This is a genomic window from Waterburya sp., assembly GCF_058530065.1.
The window spans coordinates 1-15,178 of sequence record NZ_JBZNBU010000362.1 but is presented as its reverse complement, the minus strand read 5'-3'; the positions used below and the strand labels follow the sequence as shown (position 1 = coordinate 15,178).

Sequence of the window (15,178 nt, the reverse complement as noted above, 5' to 3'; positions counted from 1 at the left end):
ATTTTTTTTCCTGTAGTTGCTCCAATAACTTCATAGTGTTCTCGATTATTTTTAATATCTAAGTCAGTTAATTTTGGTTGAGTCGAAGCTATTAGTAAGGGAAACATGGAAATTGTTAGTAGTTGTTGAATCACTTTTAAAGTCTCCTAGTTTATCGTTGAAGTAAATTATGACTAATTCTCGATCGCTTCAACAACTTTTGAATTTGATTAATGGTCGTGACAATCTTATCGGTAATTTAATAATTACACCGATCGCCGTGCAAATATATTGCTTTAAAAGCATAATAAGCACGCCTAATAGTCAAATAAAAACTAACAAGATATATTTTGCTAACACTGACAAAGAAAAGCCAATAGTTAACTAGAAAAGCAATAAATACTGATTCAATCTGACGAAACAATTCGCCCTTTCAATGCTTTAATTTATACCTGTATCATTGATAACATTAACTAGGGGGATAATGTCAAGGTGTATTATTAATTTTAAGTAAAGTAAATTACTCTGGCATTTATTATCTTTATGGAATAATTATTTGATGCCGTTTTTCTACTTAAAAGAATTTACTAATTAATAGTTGTTTGATGGGGTTTATTGTTTTTTTTGTAAATAGAATAAATACGTAAATATTAGGTAGTGAGTAGTAGGTAGTAGGTGAAAACTTTTTATGTAATTGAATTTACTTACTAAATGAATGGATCTAACTAAAAAAGCGATCGCAATGCGTGAATGGATAGATTTAAGAAAAGCGATCCCGCTAATTACTAGTACAAATATATTTATAAATATCGATATATTTATAAGCAATTACTTTGGATAATGCGATCGCAATAATAAATGAATGGATTTAAGAACAAGCGATCGCCTTAACAACTAACAACTAACAACTAACAACTAAAGACTAATAACTAGTACAAAAATACTTTGCGATAACGATATATTTAACAGTCGGTATTGCAAAATGCTGTAAGTTAAAACTTAATAACAAATAAACTGAAGGTTTGGTAATGAGAATTTTAATCATGGGTGGGACTCGATTTATTGGAGTCTATTTAACAAAGCTTTTAGTAGAGCAAGGACACGAAATAGTTTTATTCAATCGCGGCAATCACCCCGTCCCAGTAGAGGGAGTAAAGCAAATAACAGGCGATCGCAAGGATGCCGAGCAATTAAAAGCTAAACTGTCAGGGGAAAACTTTGACGCGATTTTTGATAACAATGGTCGCGAATTGAGCGATACTCAACCTTTAGTAGAGATATTTAAAGATAAAATCAAACATTTTGTCTATGTAAGTTCGGCTGGAGTATATCTCAAATCTTTTCAAATGCCCCATATCGAGGGCGACCCAGTAGACCCCAAAAGCCGTCACAAAGGCAAACATCAAACTGAGGCTTATCTTAAAGATTCGGGTATTCCTTGGACTTCGATTCGCCCAGTATATATCTATGGTCCTCAAAACTATAACGATCTAGAAGCTTGGTTTTTCGATCGCCTGGTCAGAAATCGTCCCCTACCAATTCCTGGTAATGGTAGATTTATTACTCAATTCGGTCATATCAAAGATTTAACAGCAGCCATGGCAGCAGTATTGGGTAATGAGACAGCAATTGGCAAAATATATAATATTTCAGGCGATCGCTATGTTACTTTTGATGGTTTAGCTTATGCTTGTGGTTCGGCTGTCGGCAAGTCTTCTGAAGAAATAAAACTTATCCATTACGATCCCGATCGATATGATTTTGGCAAGCGTAAAGCTTTTCCCATCCGCCAACAGCACTTTTTTGCTGACATTCACCGCGCTAAAACCGAACTTAATTGGCAACCCCAATACGATTTAGTATCGGGTTTAAAAGATTCTTTCCAAAACGATTATTTAGCATCGGGAAGAGATGCTTCTGAGATCGACTTTTCTTTAGATGAAGCGATATTAGGCAAAATATAAATTAGCCCAGAAATTAAACTTAAAGCTACTGCTAGCCAAAACAAAACAATGGTTGGCTTATCCCACTGAGAATTTAAAGGCGCAATCAAAAAAGCGATCGCCACAATTTGCACCACTGTCTTGAGTTTTCCCCAAATATTTGCACCTGAAATTGTATTATTTCCTGTTAGCTTGGGATTTACTCGCCAGCCAGCGATCGCTATTTCTCGCGCCAAAATTAGAAATACTCCCCAAGCAGGGACTAAATGCAATTCGATTAAAGCCAGTAGAGAACCTAAAACTAATAATTTATCTACCAATGGATCGAGAAATTTACCTAATTCTGTGACTAGATCTAGTTTGCGAGCTAGATAGCCATCTACCCAATCTGTTCCTGCTGCTACTACAAAAATTACTACACAGATCCAGCGACTATCTGTTGTGGGATTGTTTAAAAGATAAAGTATAAACGGTAGTCCTAAAAGTCGAGATAATGTAATCCAGGTGGGAAGATTCATAAAAAGCTAAGAAATAGTCAATTTATTATTAAGGATACAGAAGCAATTGCAATCTAATTTTTTTATTATCTAAAAATAATATTACATTCAACTTGCAATATCTGAAATACTAACTACTTCCAATGGGTTGGCGATATAGCTTTTTAAAAAAATCGGCAATTAATTTAAGTATTTTAAACTAATTTATAACTTTGCTCCTTTAATGAATTATTTTGCTGTTAACTCTCTAACAATACTTTTAATTTCTTCAACTGCGTTATCTGGATTATTTTTCAAACAGTTTATAACTGAATTCTCAATTTCTTCAACCTTTTGACTAATTTCATCTAAAGTATCTTGTAAAGGCTGTAATTGTCCCTCATAAAAATCAATTTCAGATTGAATTTTGACTACAATCAAATTACTTTTATTCCACTCTTCTTCCAATTGGATAATATCAGATTCTCGATTGCTTTTTCTAGCTTTCTGTTGTTCTATATTCTGATTCAGCTCTTGAATATTTTGTTTTAATTGAGCTATGTCCGATGCTAGTTCTTGCTGTTGTTTTTGAAGTTTTTGATGTTGCTCTAATAATCCTTTCTTAATAGAGCTTAAATCTATATCTTGAATTTCAGAATCAAAATCAAAGTCAATTACTCCCTGACGACGTTTTAAGACTCTGGAATGTTGCAAGAGAACTTGATGTCTTTCTTTTAAAGAACGACGCTGACCGACCAATGTTTGATCGAGCATTTTTTTGGCTTCTAATTCATCAGCCAATTCCTGTTCTAGGGTAAAACGTTCAAACTCTCCAGCAGCTTCGATTTTAGCTTCTAGTTCTTCTACAGCCTTACATTGCCAACCCAATTCTTCTTCTTGATCGTTAACAAATCTAGCTACCTTTTCCAAATCCTTTTTCAGATTTTCAACAATACTTTCAAGATTGGGTAAAGGCATATTTTCTAATTCTTGAAGCTCTATTTTAGGAACTCCAGCAAAATCAGATTGAGAACCAGAAAGCATTTGCAACATCATCTCTTGTTCTTGAGACTGTTGTTGTAAAAAAATCTCTAATTCTTGTTTTACTTCCAAAGACTTCTGTTCGGCTTTAAGTTGATGTTCTGTTTCAAATATATCTTGAATTGAAGATTCCAACTCTTCTTTGAGTTTAGCAAGCTCTACTGTCTTACTGTCTAGCTCTTGACGTTTGCTATGAATATTATCGGAATTTTCTCTTAAACTTTGCCAATAAGGTTGAAGAGAATCTTGCTGCTGTTTAATAGTTTCAGCAGTTGATTTGAGCCTGCTTGATAAGGAAGTTCCTAAACTACTAAGATCTGCTAAGACGAGCAAATTTTGTTGAATAGTGTTAGCTTGAGATTCATCTAAAATTCTTCCTTCTTTTAATTGTTCCTCTAGACTTTGTTGTTGTCCTCGTAACTGTTCCCATGCTCCTTGAAGCTCGACACTTTTAGTCTCAAATTCTGCTTTGATTGTCTCTGCTTCAGCTTTAGCACTAGCAATTTCTGCTTTTTGTTGCTCGAATTGTTTGAATTCTTCTTCCATTTCTTCGACTTGTTCCAAACGAGTTTCCATCTCAATTTTTTGGCGGCTTAACTCTTCACTTTGAATGGTCAAAGATTCTTTCCATTGAGCTATTTCTTGTTCCTGATTTTTAGTCTTTTCTAAAAGACGAGAGAAATTTTTTAATATACCAACAATTTTTGGGGAGGCTGATTCTATGTCTCCTTGAACTTGACGATTGACCCCTAAGTTCAAAATAACTAAAGCTCCATCGCCAAAATCGCTGGCGCGATCGGTGGTAATCGATTCGTTACTAACAAGACTCCAACTTTGGTCGTTTCGCTGACAGGCTACGAGCTTTAATTTTGTTTCCACCCCGCCCATGAAACCTTTACTTTGTTTTTGTATTTCTGCCAGATATAGCACTATGCGCCGTCCTCTTGATTTTTCTCGTGCTTTGACCTAGAAAAATGAAGTTTTTCTAGTTTACTGTCGATTTTATTAAAATATCTAGATTAAATTGAATTTGGATTTACGACATCACTAATTATATTGAATTATTAATATCACTAGCATAACCAGCATTAGAATTAGTTGCCAGGGTTTTAGGAAGATAAAATATCCTAGGGTTTTATGTTGATTATGACGTGGCGATTGATTAAAAAGTAGAGTATATTCTGAAGCGGAGAGGTTAGGAAATAACTGTATTTAAGGATGCTCTTGAATTAAGGAAGGAAAATATTAATAAATTGAACTTTAATCGAAAAAAAGTTTGACTCGTTACTATTCTCCTATATATAAGTGAATACCGAAGTACTGTTAAATTTCAGCTAATCTTTGAAGTATCTATGAATTATAGATGTTTGACATTTGGTTACAAAATTCAGGCTAACAATTTCAATTATTAACCAATTATCAAGTAACCAATTGAGTTAAGTAGGAGGTTTAATTTTTACAGCAAAACTTAAAGATTAATGGATTGCCAAGTAGACTTAAATTTAAAGTATGACTTTTCATAAATAGTGTGTTATGAGCAAAGTTCTAATCGTAGAAGACAGTTTGGCACAAAGACAAATGATTTCTGACCTTCTCAAGGGTAGCGGTCTGAAAGTGACTGTTGCTTGTGACGGCGTAGAAGCCCTAGAACATTTGGAATCATTCAATCCTGATATTGTGGTTATGGACATTGTTATGCCCAGAATGAATGGATATGAATTGTGCCGTCGTTTGAAATCAGATCCCAAAACTCAAAATGTTCCAGTAGTTATGTGTTCTTCTAAAGGAGAAGAATTTGATCGCTATTGGGGAATGAAACAAGGTGCAGATGCTTATATTGCCAAACCTTTTCAGCCAGTAGAGTTGATTGGTACGGTCAAACAATTGCTTCGAGCCTAAGATCGAATTGATATTTTAATTGATTTTCATTAAAGTCAGGGAATTACATACATAAAAAAAATCCTATGATTAGTGATTCGGAATTATTTGGCGAGAATAGTCTAGATCTATCTTTAGACATACAGCCACTAGAGAATCCAGAAGGCGAACTGCATCTTCGTTTTTATTTACCGTCAGGAGAAGCGTGCGCTTTTCCAGCTACTGGTATTGCCGAAGTAATGCAGCAGACTCCCGACCAAATCGCACCGATTCCTAATGCTTCGCCTCTACTATTGGGAACAATAAACTTACGAGGTAAAGTAATTTGGGTGGCAGATTTAGGTCAGTTTTTGGGAGATGAAGTTCCCTTAAAAACAGATCGTCCTACTATTCCTGTAATTGCGATTGAGGAACAAGAACAAATCTTAGGTTTAGCAATTAATAGTATTGGCGATATGGATTGGCTGGATGTCGAGCAATTAACTATTTCTCATCCTCCATCAGGTGCGATGGCTCCTTTTGTTCAGGCACAATGGCAACCCGAACCAGAAGAAAGTTTAATTGTCAATTTGTTAGATCCTGCAAAAATTTTGCGGTCTGCACGATGGGTAACCTGAGCAATATTAGCAATATTAAAGTTGTGAGTTATTACTTACACATAAGTTAGAAACTATACTTACTAAGCAATATACAAAAAAATTGTATTTTTTTGATTTTCTCATTTCTTATATAAATTTGCAGCCATTTCCCCAGTCAAAACTTATAGAAACTATCACTCGTCAGCACAAGCATCAACAACTTAGATTAATTTGGCAAAAAGCACATGGCATCAGGAACTAATTATTCACAAGAATACGGACAAGCAGAAAAGGCTTATTTAGAAAGTGACTTTGCTCGGGCAGCAGAAATAATCGATCGTCTAGCTGAAGAATATCCCAAAAATTCAAATGTCTTGTTGCTGCGGGGTCATATCTATTGTTATGGATTTCAAAACTACGAACTAGCAAGACAAGAATATGAAACTGTCTTAGAACTAAATGAAGAGCAAGATTTAGTCGATTTTGCTCGTAGTGGTCTAGAACAATTGGAACAATTAGAGCAACAATCAGAAGATTCAAATTTAAACTTTGATGAGGGCAATTTTGAATTGACTCAGGTGTTCGGTGAAGGAGAAGATATTGAAGAAGTAGAAGATTCTATTGGTATTGATTTCCCCGATGCAGAATTAGCAGCAGAATTAGATAGTGAGGACTTTGATTTCGATGGAGATTATGCTTCTGAATCTAATGAATCAATAGAAGATTTGAAAGCGGAAGAAGATTTTAACCCATTTGCCCCTGAAATATCCGAGTATGAAGATAATTTAGCCGAAAATGATGATAGTCAATCTTTAGATCCTTTCGCTAATTTTGACGATAACCCATCTTTAGAATCAGAACATTTATCCTCTGCCACTCGCGATCGCTCTCATATTCATACTAGTTCTACTTTTATGGTCGATTCGGACGATGATAGCGATCTTCCCGATTATACTGAAGAAGATTTCGCCGTCAGTCAAAATGACTATACCAATGATTATGATGATAGTTCGGAGTTAGAAATCGATACGGTTTTAACCGAGCCTTTTTCTATGCAGGGGGAAAGCGATTATGCTGGAAGGACAGAATTAGATGATGTTCCAGAAAGTGAAGGCTTAGATTATCAAGATGAATTAGAATTTGATGAAATTGATAGTAGCTTTTTCGATCTAGAAGAATTAGAACAAGGGCTGCCCGATACTGGTTTGTTTAATGTTGCTGAAGAGCCTAGCAATATTAGTTCGAGTGTATCTAGCGATCTTGGTGCAGATTCGGATTTTGTCAGTTCCGATGAGATACCTATGAGCGAAGCAAATTCTAATGCCACTACATCTTTTGCTCCACAAGAAGAGGTACAAGTTGAAGTCAGTCATGGTATTTTGTCAGGCTTTATTAACGCGACCATACCCAAAAAACAATTGATTACAGCAGGAGCGACGGGATTAATATCTGCGATCGCTGTATTGGGTATTGGAATTATCGGGTCTGCGGTAGTCTTGGAAAAAACCGATCGAGAATTGCAAGAAAATATTATTGCTTCTCTAGTAGTTTCCTTAGTAGCAGGAGTTACTAGTTTTGGTACGGCAGCAGCGATTGGCAACATTACTGCCAAGCACATAGCAAAAGCCAGTCAAGATCTACAAACTCAATTTGACGATGTTTATCAAGGCAATCTCAATGCCAAAGCTACTGTTTATGCTCAAGATGAATTCGGACAGTTGTCTACTGGCTTCAATCGCATGACTAGGGTTATTTTAACCACTACTCAAGAAGCTCAAAGAAGAGCGGAAGAAACCGAACAAGCAAAAGAAGATTTACAACGTCAGGTAATTCGTCTCCTAGACGACGTAGAAGGTGCAGCTAGAGGAGATTTAACCGTACAGGCTACGGTAACTGCCGACGTATTGGGCGCGGTCGCTGATGCCTTTAACTTAACTATCCAAAGTCTACGAGAAATTGTCCGTCAGGTAAAAGAAGCCGCCGAGCAAGTAAACAAAGGTTCTACCGATAGCGAATTGTTTGCTCGCAATCAATCTAGCGAAGCATTGCGGATGGCAGAAGAACTAGCTGTTACTCTAAATTCGGTTCAAATGATGACCGAATCCATCGAACGGGTAGCAGAAAACGCTCGCGAAGCAGAAGAAGTGGCTCGCTCGTCTTCGGTAACTGCACTGAAAGGAGGTAAAGCAGTAGAACGTACTGTATCGGGAATTTTTCAAATTAGAGAAACAGTTTCAGAAACTGCCCGCAAGGTAAAACGTTTAGCCGAAGCATCCCAAGAAATATCCAAAATTGTTCTATTGATCTCGCAAATTGCAGAAAGAACTAACCAACTAGCTCTTAATGCTTCTATTCAAGCAGCCAAAGCAGGAGAAGCTGGTCGAGGTTTTGCGGTGGTTGCTGATGAGGTCAGACAATTAGCTGATAGATCTGGTAAATCTCTTAAAGAAATCGAGCAAATAGTATTACAAATTCAAAGTGAAACTGGATCTGTAATGACAGCAATGGAAGAAGGTATTCAGGAGGTAATTGACGTAACCGAAAGAGCGGAACAAGCAAAAACTGCTCTAGAAGATATTATTCAGGTATCCAATCGCATTGATACTTTAGTCCGTTCTATTACCGCAGATACAGTCGAACAAAGAGAAAATTCTCGTGCGGTGGCTCAGGTAATGCAATCGGTAGAATTGACTGCCCAAGCTACATCTCAAGAATCTCAAAGAGTTGGAGGCGCGCTACAAAATCTAGTAGGTATTGCCCGCGGTCTTCTATCTTCTGTGGAAAGATTCCGTATTGATAAAGGGGCTGAATAAAACGTTGTTGGCGATCTTACCGTTATTTTTGGTTTTTTTGATCGTTCTTTGATGCCATCTCTTTCGTCTGCCTGATTTTTATGATTCAATAGAAATCTGCGCCTTTATTTAAAAACTACTTTATGTGTGCTGAAAGAATCTTACCCAAATTTGATACTGCTTCTGCCAAAATTACAAGGGAAGAAGGACTAACTCTGTACGAAGATATGGTTTTAGGACGCTTATTTGAGGATAAGTGTGCTGAAATGTATTATCGAGGCAAAATGTTTGGTTTTGTCCACCTTTATAACGGTCAAGAAGCAGTTTCTTCTGGCATCATCAAAGCTCTACGCCCCAAAGGTGATTATGTCTGTAGCACTTATCGAGATCACGTTCATGCTTTAAGTGCTGGAGTCCCCGCTAAGCAGGTAATGGCAGAGTTATTTGGGAAAGAAACTGGATGTAGCAAAGGTCGCGGTGGTTCGATGCATATGTTCTCTGCCGAACATGGTTTGCTGGGTGGTTATGCTTTTGTAGCGGAAGGGATTCCCGTAGCTACTGGTGCAGCTTTTCAGAGTAAATATCGTCGTGAAGCTATGGGCGATGATAGTTCTGATAGCGTTGCAGTTTGCTTTTTTGGCGATGGAGCGAGTAACAATGGTCAGTTTTTTGAATGTCTTAATATGGCCGCGCTTTGGAAATTACCAATAATTTATGTAGTTGAAAATAATAAATGGGCAATTGGGATGGCTCACGATCGCGCCACCTCTCAGCCTGAAATTTATAAAAAAGCTAGCGTTTTCAATATGGCAGGTTATGAAGTCGATGGCATGGATGTTTTGGCAGTCAACACTATAGCCAAAGAAGCCGTAGCTCGCGCTCGTGCTGGAGAAGGCCCTACTTTAATTGAAGCTTTAACTTATCGTTTTAGAGGGCATTCTCTTGCCGATCCTGATGAATTGCGCGCTCCTGAAGAAAAAGAATTTTGGGGTCAAAGAGATCCAATTAAGAGATTTGCTGGTTACATGACCGAGCGTGATTTAGCTACTGCTACTGAATTGAAGGAAATCGACCAAAAAATTCAAGTTTTGGTTGAAGAAGCAGTTAAATTTGCGGAGAGCAGTCCCGAACCTAGTCCCAGTGAATTGCGTCGTTATATTTTTGCTGAAGACTAACCCTGTTAAAATAAATTGGATACAAATAAACTACTCTACTTCTAAAGACAATAGGGTAGTTTTTAATTTGCAGAAATAGAAAGTTTAACCCGATATTCCGCAGTTAAACTAACAAAGTAAATAATATTGACGGCAATAAGAGCTAAAAAACTGGAGAATATGACTTCGCTCACTGGTGATATTGCTAATTTGCTTAATTCCTGCAAAAGTAATTAGATGAACGGACATAAAACATTGAAAAATCCACATATTCTTTTAAAACAGAGGAATTAGAAAGTACAGTAGAATCCAAAATATTAGTTGCCAAAATAAATCTTCTAGCTTTAGATTGTTCGACATCAACAGCAGCTTGGTCGAGAATTAAATCAGCGTTGATACGATAGTAGATTTCAGTTGGAGATTGAGATTTACGAGGTCTACCAGCTTTGTTATAGCTAGATTCTTGAATAATTTGAAGAGAATCAAATCGGTAAAAAGCTAATTTAGCTTTGAAGCGATGGGCTGCGCCCATTGCATCTGCTTCACAGGCGAATTGTTGTTGTGATAGTTGTTTGAGGCTCGATTGAGCCGAGGCTAAATGTTTACTAAGTCGTTTCTCTAACTGTTTGAGGTCAGACAACTTACGAGCTTCACTTTCGACAATTAACCAACGTTGTTTGATTTTGCCATAGTAACTACAGACCTCAGCAAGACTATATCCCCGAATTTCGCTATCTTGGAAAATGCTTTTATCTAAGGCTAGTAATTCCTGAGTTTGTTTGATTGTAGCAGGAACTCTTGATAACCAACGTAGAGACTTCATTTGTTCGAGATTTTCTGTACTATATAGTGCTGCATCTAAAAACCCGAATTTAGCACGATTGATGCTTACTTAGATTAAATTTCTTTGATTAAAATTGAAGTAAATAACTAAGAAAACTAAAGCTATAAGCACATAGCTTATAGCTACCTTAATAGGTTAACAAGCTCAACCAATCTGAGACTAGATAAAAGTTGGCATATCATTGCCATCTCTTTGCGCACTAAAAATCTGGCAATCTCTAGTCTAAATATCCCATAAGAGCAGCAGTTTCATCTGATTCGTTGGATGCAACAGGACGATTGCCCATTACTACATAAGAATCGCTAATTTTTAAAGTGCTGGCTGCAATGGGACGATTGCCAGAAACCACAATAGAACTATTAAATTGAACAGTTCCTTTCACTACAGGGCGATTAGAACCAACAGAGCTATAGGTATTTACTATTTCTAAGCTACTGGGTTCAATAGGTCTATTTTGAGGAAGCAAAGTATTGGGTTGTACGGATAAAGCCAAAGACTTATCTTCTTTTGTGGGTATGGTTTTAGCCTTGGTCTCAGTTTGACTTTTAGTAGCTGTAGCTTTGGCTTTTGTATCTTTTGCTTGAGTGCTATTAGTGGTGTTTCCTTCAGCCATTAGGATTTTCTCCTGAACTTATATTTGATAAAATTGTGGATTAAGTTACTAGTTATTGATTACTCTTATTGTTTTTTAATAACTCTCCTTATTTTTACATTCTATGGATTTGGCGACAAGAGTAGGCTAATTAGAATAAGTTCTGACTATGTTCGCAACTAGTTATAGCTATGTAATATCTTCTAACTTTAAAGCTTCCGAACCCCCTTCTTTCAACTTTAACAAGACATCATTAATCTGATCCCAAACTAATCCAGATGTAAACATGGTAATTAGTAAAGCAATACCATAGGATGGGATAGTACCAAAACCAAAAGTTTGGAAACCACCCCCCAAGAAAACCCATACTCCCAAACCAGTCATCCAATAACAAAAAGCCAAGGCAGGATCTGCCAATCTGTCAATTTTGAAGGACGTTGATTGGCGAGGCTTTTTATAAGAATCCCGTAGTTTTTGTTCCGTCATGTTCCAAAAAGCGGTGCCACAGGTAAAAGCAATGAAAAAGCCAACAAGAGGAATTAAAAAAGGTGGTTGGGGTAAATAGTACATAGAAATCAATGAATTTTAGTTAAGGACAAATGCCTTACTACTTTATCTCGAACTGGCTTCAGAAGGAATAATTGCAGCTACACGATCGACAGAAAATTGGCGAAAAGTACTAAAAGCTAGGTCGAAAATCTTTTGTGGTTTGATATCGTCTTGTACTAAACTCCAAAGTCTTTGTACTTCATCGGTGTGCAAGCGATCGCCTTCTGTAAGAGCTATCAGCAGTTGCTGGCGTAAATATTTACCTTCTTCAGAAAGAATATATTGTATTCCTAATCGGGCAGTAGGTAGTAGGTCGAAGCTATCATCTGAACTGGCAATTTTAATCATGTTTTCCAGTCTTTCCCATTGGAATTTACCATCTCGAATTAAAACATCAAGTAGCCTTCTTCTGAGTTGGGGAGATTCTCCTGTAAGCAATCGTTGGGATACGTAAGGATATGATACCTCTACAATTTTAAAATCAGGATTTAAACTAAGAGCCAATCCTTCTTGGGTGATTAAAGAGCGAATAATGAGAGCGAATTTTGCAGGCAAACGAAAAGGATATTCGTACATTAAGCTAGAAAACTCATCGGTGATGGTCTTGAAGTTAAAATCACCAACACTTTCGCCAATCGCATTGCCCAAAACTATTTCTAAAGCTGGAACGATGGGCTGAATATCTGTATCGGGAGTTAAAAACCCCAGATTAACAAAGTCTTCTGCCAGCCCTTGGTAGTCTCTATTAATTAGTTCTACTACTGCACTGGCAAGGGTTTCTTTCATTGACTCGCTTAATTGATCCATCATGCCAAAGTCAATATATGCCATGCGTCCATCTAAAGTAGCAAATAAGTTTCCTGGATGGGGATCGGCATGAAAAAACCCATATTCGAGAAGCTGGCGTAAGCCAGAAGTAACTCCTATTCTAATTAGATTATCAGCATCTAAACCAGCTGCTGATAATTTTTCTAGATCTGTAAGCTTAATACCATCAATCCATTCTAAAGTTAGAACGCGACTATTACTGTATTCATTGTAAATTACAGGTACTTTTACTTCAGGATCTCCTGCAAAATTATCGGCAAATTTAGCTGCATTCTTAGCTTCATTGATATAATCGATTTCTTCAAATAACTTAATGCCAAATTCATCAACAATTAGGGTCAAATCGTGACCTAAATTCAAAGGCAACCAAGGTTCTACCCAAGCAGCTATGCATCTCATTAAATAAAGATCTAAACTCAATCTAGGGCGTAAATTGGGACGCTGTACTTTTACTGCTACTTCTTCCCCATTATAAAGCTTGGCTTTGTATACTTGACCGAGACTTGCTGCTGCAATGGGGTTGGGAGAAAATTCTCGATATACTTCGTCAATAGAACGCCCTAAATCGGATTCAATAATTTCAAAGGCGATACGATTGTCAAAAGCTGGAAGTCGATCCTGTAATTTGATTAGTTCATCTAAAAAATCTTTACGAATTAAATCGGGTCTAGTGGAAAGAGCTTGCCCGACCTTGATATAAGTAGGACCGAGAGCAGTTAAAATTTTTCGTAATTCTCTAGCTCGTTTTGTTTGATTTATTGCTTCGCGATTCGTCCATTTATCCCATAACAAATGAAGTACAAAATTACCAAATAACCAGATAACGGCGAACGAACGCCAGATTACTTGCCAAAGTCGCCACCGATATCGAGACGCGATCGCTTTGGCATCGTAGCGTAAAGAGTAACCAGGTTCTAGCTGAGAATAATTCATTATTGCTTGGGAACGCATTTAAAGCGTACAGATTAATTTATTGTTCTGTTCTCACTTATATTCGGTTGAGAGATGTATTTACTTTCTTCTTTTGAGTTAGATAGGAAGAAAAGGTCACTTACTATTAATAATAGTATACAAAAATACATTTTGCTTAATATCTTACCCTCTTCTACTTTACGACTCTCTGCAATAATTCCCAAGTTAATTTATTGTAAAAATTTAATAAGCAACTGCCACTTCTAACATTTCTTCGGGGGTGAGATGGGAATGAACAATTCGACCATCTTTAAACCAGACAATTCTTTGAGTTAGTTTGGCTACTTCTGGCTCGTGAGTTACCATTACTATGGTAATACCGCTACTATGCAATTCTTGAAATATACTTAGTACTTCTCTAGTTGTGTGAGAGTCTAACGCACCAGTGGGCTCGTCTGCCAATAATAATAATGGCTCATTGACAATAGCTCTGGCGATCGCAACTCTTTGTTGTTGTCCTCCAGATAATTGATTGGGTCGACTGTACGAGCGATCGCTCAAGCCTACTTTATCCAAAGCCGCAGCAGCACGTTCTTGTCTTTCTTTCTTAGGTACTCCTGCATAAATCATGGGCAGCATTACGTTTTCTAGCGCGCTTATTTGGGGCAATAAATGAAACTGTTGAAAAACAAAACCGATTTTTTGGTTGCGAATCTTGGCTAGTTGTTCGTCAGTAAGTTCTGCTACAGAAACATTATCTAGATAATATCTACCTGTAGTTGGTCGATCCAAACAGCCAATTATATTCATAACAGTAGATTTACCCGAACCAGATGCGCCCATGATCGAACAATATTCACCCGATTTAACAATTAAATCAACTTTGTCTAAGGCGCGGACTTCTGTATTATCCTTACCATAGATTTTTTCTATTTCTTCTAAACGAATAATGCTGGATGTTCGATCTGATAAGTTCATAAACTGATGCGATCGCTTCAATCGATAAGTTTCTTTTTACTATTTTGACAATTTCTATTGTCTTTTGGGTTCTACAGCAGACCAATAAGTAACTGGCGATCGCCGACAATTAATAAACTTAACTTATACTTAACATCAGGAAACAAAATGAAAAATACCTTGATAAAGTACAAATACTTAGCTATATTAAGTTCATAGACAAAAGAAACACATTATTCTTATTCCGTTTCCCAGTCTAGTTCTATTAAGAACCTTGAAAAATAAATAACGCAATCATATAACACATGACTACTACTCTACAACAACGCGAAACTCGCGGTGCATGGGAGAACTTCTGTCAGTGGATTACAAGCACTCAAAACCGCATCTATGTCGGTTGGTTCGGTGTCTTAATGATCCCTACACTTCTTGCAGCAACCACTTGTTTCCTCATCGCATTTGTCGCAGCACCTCCTGTAGACATCGACGGAATCCGCGAACCCGTAGCTGGTTCTCTAATTTACGGTAACAACATCGTATCTGGTGCAGTAGTACCTAGCTCCAACGCAATCGGTCTACACTTCTACCCCATCTGGGAAGCAGCTTCTCTAGATGAGTGGTTATACAACGGTGGTCCTTACCAATTGATTATCTT

Annotated in this window: 12 protein-coding genes and 1 pseudogene; 6 read left to right on the top strand and 7 right to left on the bottom strand. The window is 37.1% G+C overall.

Annotated features, from left to right (window positions below; translation table 11 throughout):
- The first annotated feature begins 1,007 nt into the window (after nt 1-1,007).
- Complete coding sequence (locus tag AC33VI_RS21985) at nt 1,008-1,943, top strand: NAD-dependent epimerase/dehydratase family protein (RefSeq protein WP_491784404.1); 936 nt, start codon at nt 1,008-1,010, stop codon at nt 1,941-1,943.
- Here AC33VI_RS21985 and pgsA read toward each other — a convergent pair.
- Both pgsA and hmpF read right to left on the bottom strand, forming a co-directional pair.
- Nucleotides 1,871-2,440 (bottom strand): CDP-diacylglycerol--glycerol-3-phosphate 3-phosphatidyltransferase, encoded by a 570-nt coding sequence (gene pgsA, locus AC33VI_RS21980; RefSeq protein WP_491784403.1) that lies wholly within the window; start codon nt 2,438-2,440, stop codon nt 1,871-1,873. The two genes, AC33VI_RS21985 and pgsA, sit on opposite strands and share 73 nt — an antisense overlap.
- 207 nt (nt 2,441-2,647) lie before the next feature.
- Nucleotides 2,648-4,369 carry a pilus motility taxis protein HmpF gene (hmpF, locus tag AC33VI_RS21975; protein WP_491784402.1) on the bottom strand — a complete coding sequence of 574 codons (1,722 nt, stop codon included), beginning with the start codon at nt 4,367-4,369 and terminating at the stop codon, nt 2,648-2,650.
- A gap of 603 nt (nt 4,370-4,972) precedes the next feature.
- On the opposite strand from hmpF, the gene AC33VI_RS21970 reads away from it, so the two are divergent.
- The 4 genes from AC33VI_RS21970 (at nt 4,973) to pdhA (ending at nt 9,862) form a co-directional block, all read left to right on the top strand.
- On the top strand, nt 4,973-5,338 hold the full coding sequence (locus AC33VI_RS21970; protein ID WP_229641419.1) for a response regulator transcription factor: 366 nt from the start codon (nt 4,973-4,975) through the stop codon (nt 5,336-5,338).
- A 65-nt stretch (nt 5,339-5,403) separates the two neighbouring features.
- Complete coding sequence (locus tag AC33VI_RS21965) at nt 5,404-5,934, top strand: chemotaxis protein CheW (RefSeq protein WP_491784401.1); 531 nt, start codon at nt 5,404-5,406, stop codon at nt 5,932-5,934.
- Between the two features lie 206 nt (nt 5,935-6,140).
- Complete coding sequence (locus AC33VI_RS21960) at nt 6,141-8,708, top strand: methyl-accepting chemotaxis protein (protein WP_491784400.1); 2,568 nt, start codon at nt 6,141-6,143, stop codon at nt 8,706-8,708.
- 122 nt (nt 8,709-8,830) lie between these two features.
- On the top strand, nt 8,831-9,862 hold the full coding sequence (gene pdhA / locus AC33VI_RS21955; RefSeq protein ID WP_491784399.1) for a pyruvate dehydrogenase (acetyl-transferring) E1 component subunit alpha: 1,032 nt from the start codon (nt 8,831-8,833) through the stop codon (nt 9,860-9,862).
- A gap of 193 nt (nt 9,863-10,055) precedes the next feature.
- Here the strand turns inward: pdhA and AC33VI_RS21950 are convergent, their stop codons facing one another.
- The 5 genes from AC33VI_RS21950 to AC33VI_RS21930 form a co-directional block, all read right to left on the bottom strand.
- Nucleotides 10,056-10,664 carry a transposase gene (locus AC33VI_RS21950; protein WP_491784398.1) on the bottom strand — a complete coding sequence of 203 codons (609 nt, stop codon included), beginning with the start codon at nt 10,662-10,664 and terminating at the stop codon, nt 10,056-10,058.
- Nucleotides 10,665-10,902: 238 nt separating this feature from the next.
- Nucleotides 10,903-11,298, bottom strand: a complete 396-nt coding sequence (locus tag AC33VI_RS21945) for a hypothetical protein (protein ID WP_491784397.1) — start codon at nt 11,296-11,298, stop codon at nt 10,903-10,905.
- A 168-nt stretch (nt 11,299-11,466) separates the two neighbouring features.
- The gene (locus tag AC33VI_RS21940; RefSeq protein WP_491784396.1) at nt 11,467-11,847 is read right to left on the bottom strand and encodes a hypothetical protein; all 381 of its coding nucleotides are present in this window, start codon (nt 11,845-11,847) and stop codon (nt 11,467-11,469) included.
- 42 nt (nt 11,848-11,889) lie between these two features.
- Entirely contained in the window at nt 11,890-13,587 is a 1,698-nt protein-coding gene (locus AC33VI_RS21935; RefSeq protein WP_491784395.1) for an ABC1 kinase family protein, read from the bottom strand.
- Nucleotides 13,588-13,809: 222 nt separating this feature from the next.
- On the bottom strand, nt 13,810-14,544 hold the full coding sequence (locus tag AC33VI_RS21930; RefSeq protein WP_491784394.1) for an ABC transporter ATP-binding protein: 735 nt from the start codon (nt 14,542-14,544) through the stop codon (nt 13,810-13,812).
- Nucleotides 14,545-14,828: 284 nt separating this feature from the next.
- On the opposite strand from AC33VI_RS21930, the pseudogene AC33VI_RS21925 reads away from it, so the two are divergent.
- Nucleotides 14,829-15,178 (top strand): annotated as a pseudogene (locus AC33VI_RS21925) (photosystem II q(b) protein); the annotation flags it as partial.

What these genes read in the sequence shown, in the direction of transcription:
- AC33VI_RS21985 (WP_491784404.1), top strand. Translation starts at nt 1,008, where the DNA reads ATGAGAATTTTAATCATGGGTGGGACTCGATTTATTGGAGTCTATTTA.
- pgsA (WP_491784403.1), bottom strand. Translation starts at nt 2,440, where the DNA reads ATGAATCTTCCCACCTGGATTACATTATCTCGACTTTTAGGACTACCG.
- AC33VI_RS21970 (WP_229641419.1), top strand. Translation starts at nt 4,973, where the DNA reads ATGAGCAAAGTTCTAATCGTAGAAGACAGTTTGGCACAAAGACAAATG.
- AC33VI_RS21965 (WP_491784401.1), top strand. Translation starts at nt 5,404, where the DNA reads ATGATTAGTGATTCGGAATTATTTGGCGAGAATAGTCTAGATCTATCT.
- AC33VI_RS21960 (WP_491784400.1), top strand. Translation starts at nt 6,141, where the DNA reads ATGGCATCAGGAACTAATTATTCACAAGAATACGGACAAGCAGAAAAG.
- pdhA (WP_491784399.1), top strand. Translation starts at nt 8,831, where the DNA reads ATGTGTGCTGAAAGAATCTTACCCAAATTTGATACTGCTTCTGCCAAA.
- AC33VI_RS21950 (WP_491784398.1), bottom strand. Translation starts at nt 10,664, where the DNA reads ATGAAGTCTCTACGTTGGTTATCAAGAGTTCCTGCTACAATCAAACAA.
- AC33VI_RS21945 (WP_491784397.1), bottom strand. Translation starts at nt 11,298, where the DNA reads ATGGCTGAAGGAAACACCACTAATAGCACTCAAGCAAAAGATACAAAA.
- AC33VI_RS21940 (WP_491784396.1), bottom strand. Translation starts at nt 11,847, where the DNA reads ATGTACTATTTACCCCAACCACCTTTTTTAATTCCTCTTGTTGGCTTT.
- AC33VI_RS21935 (WP_491784395.1), bottom strand. Translation starts at nt 13,587, where the DNA reads ATGAATTATTCTCAGCTAGAACCTGGTTACTCTTTACGCTACGATGCC.
- AC33VI_RS21930 (WP_491784394.1), bottom strand. Translation starts at nt 14,544, where the DNA reads ATGAACTTATCAGATCGAACATCCAGCATTATTCGTTTAGAAGAAATA.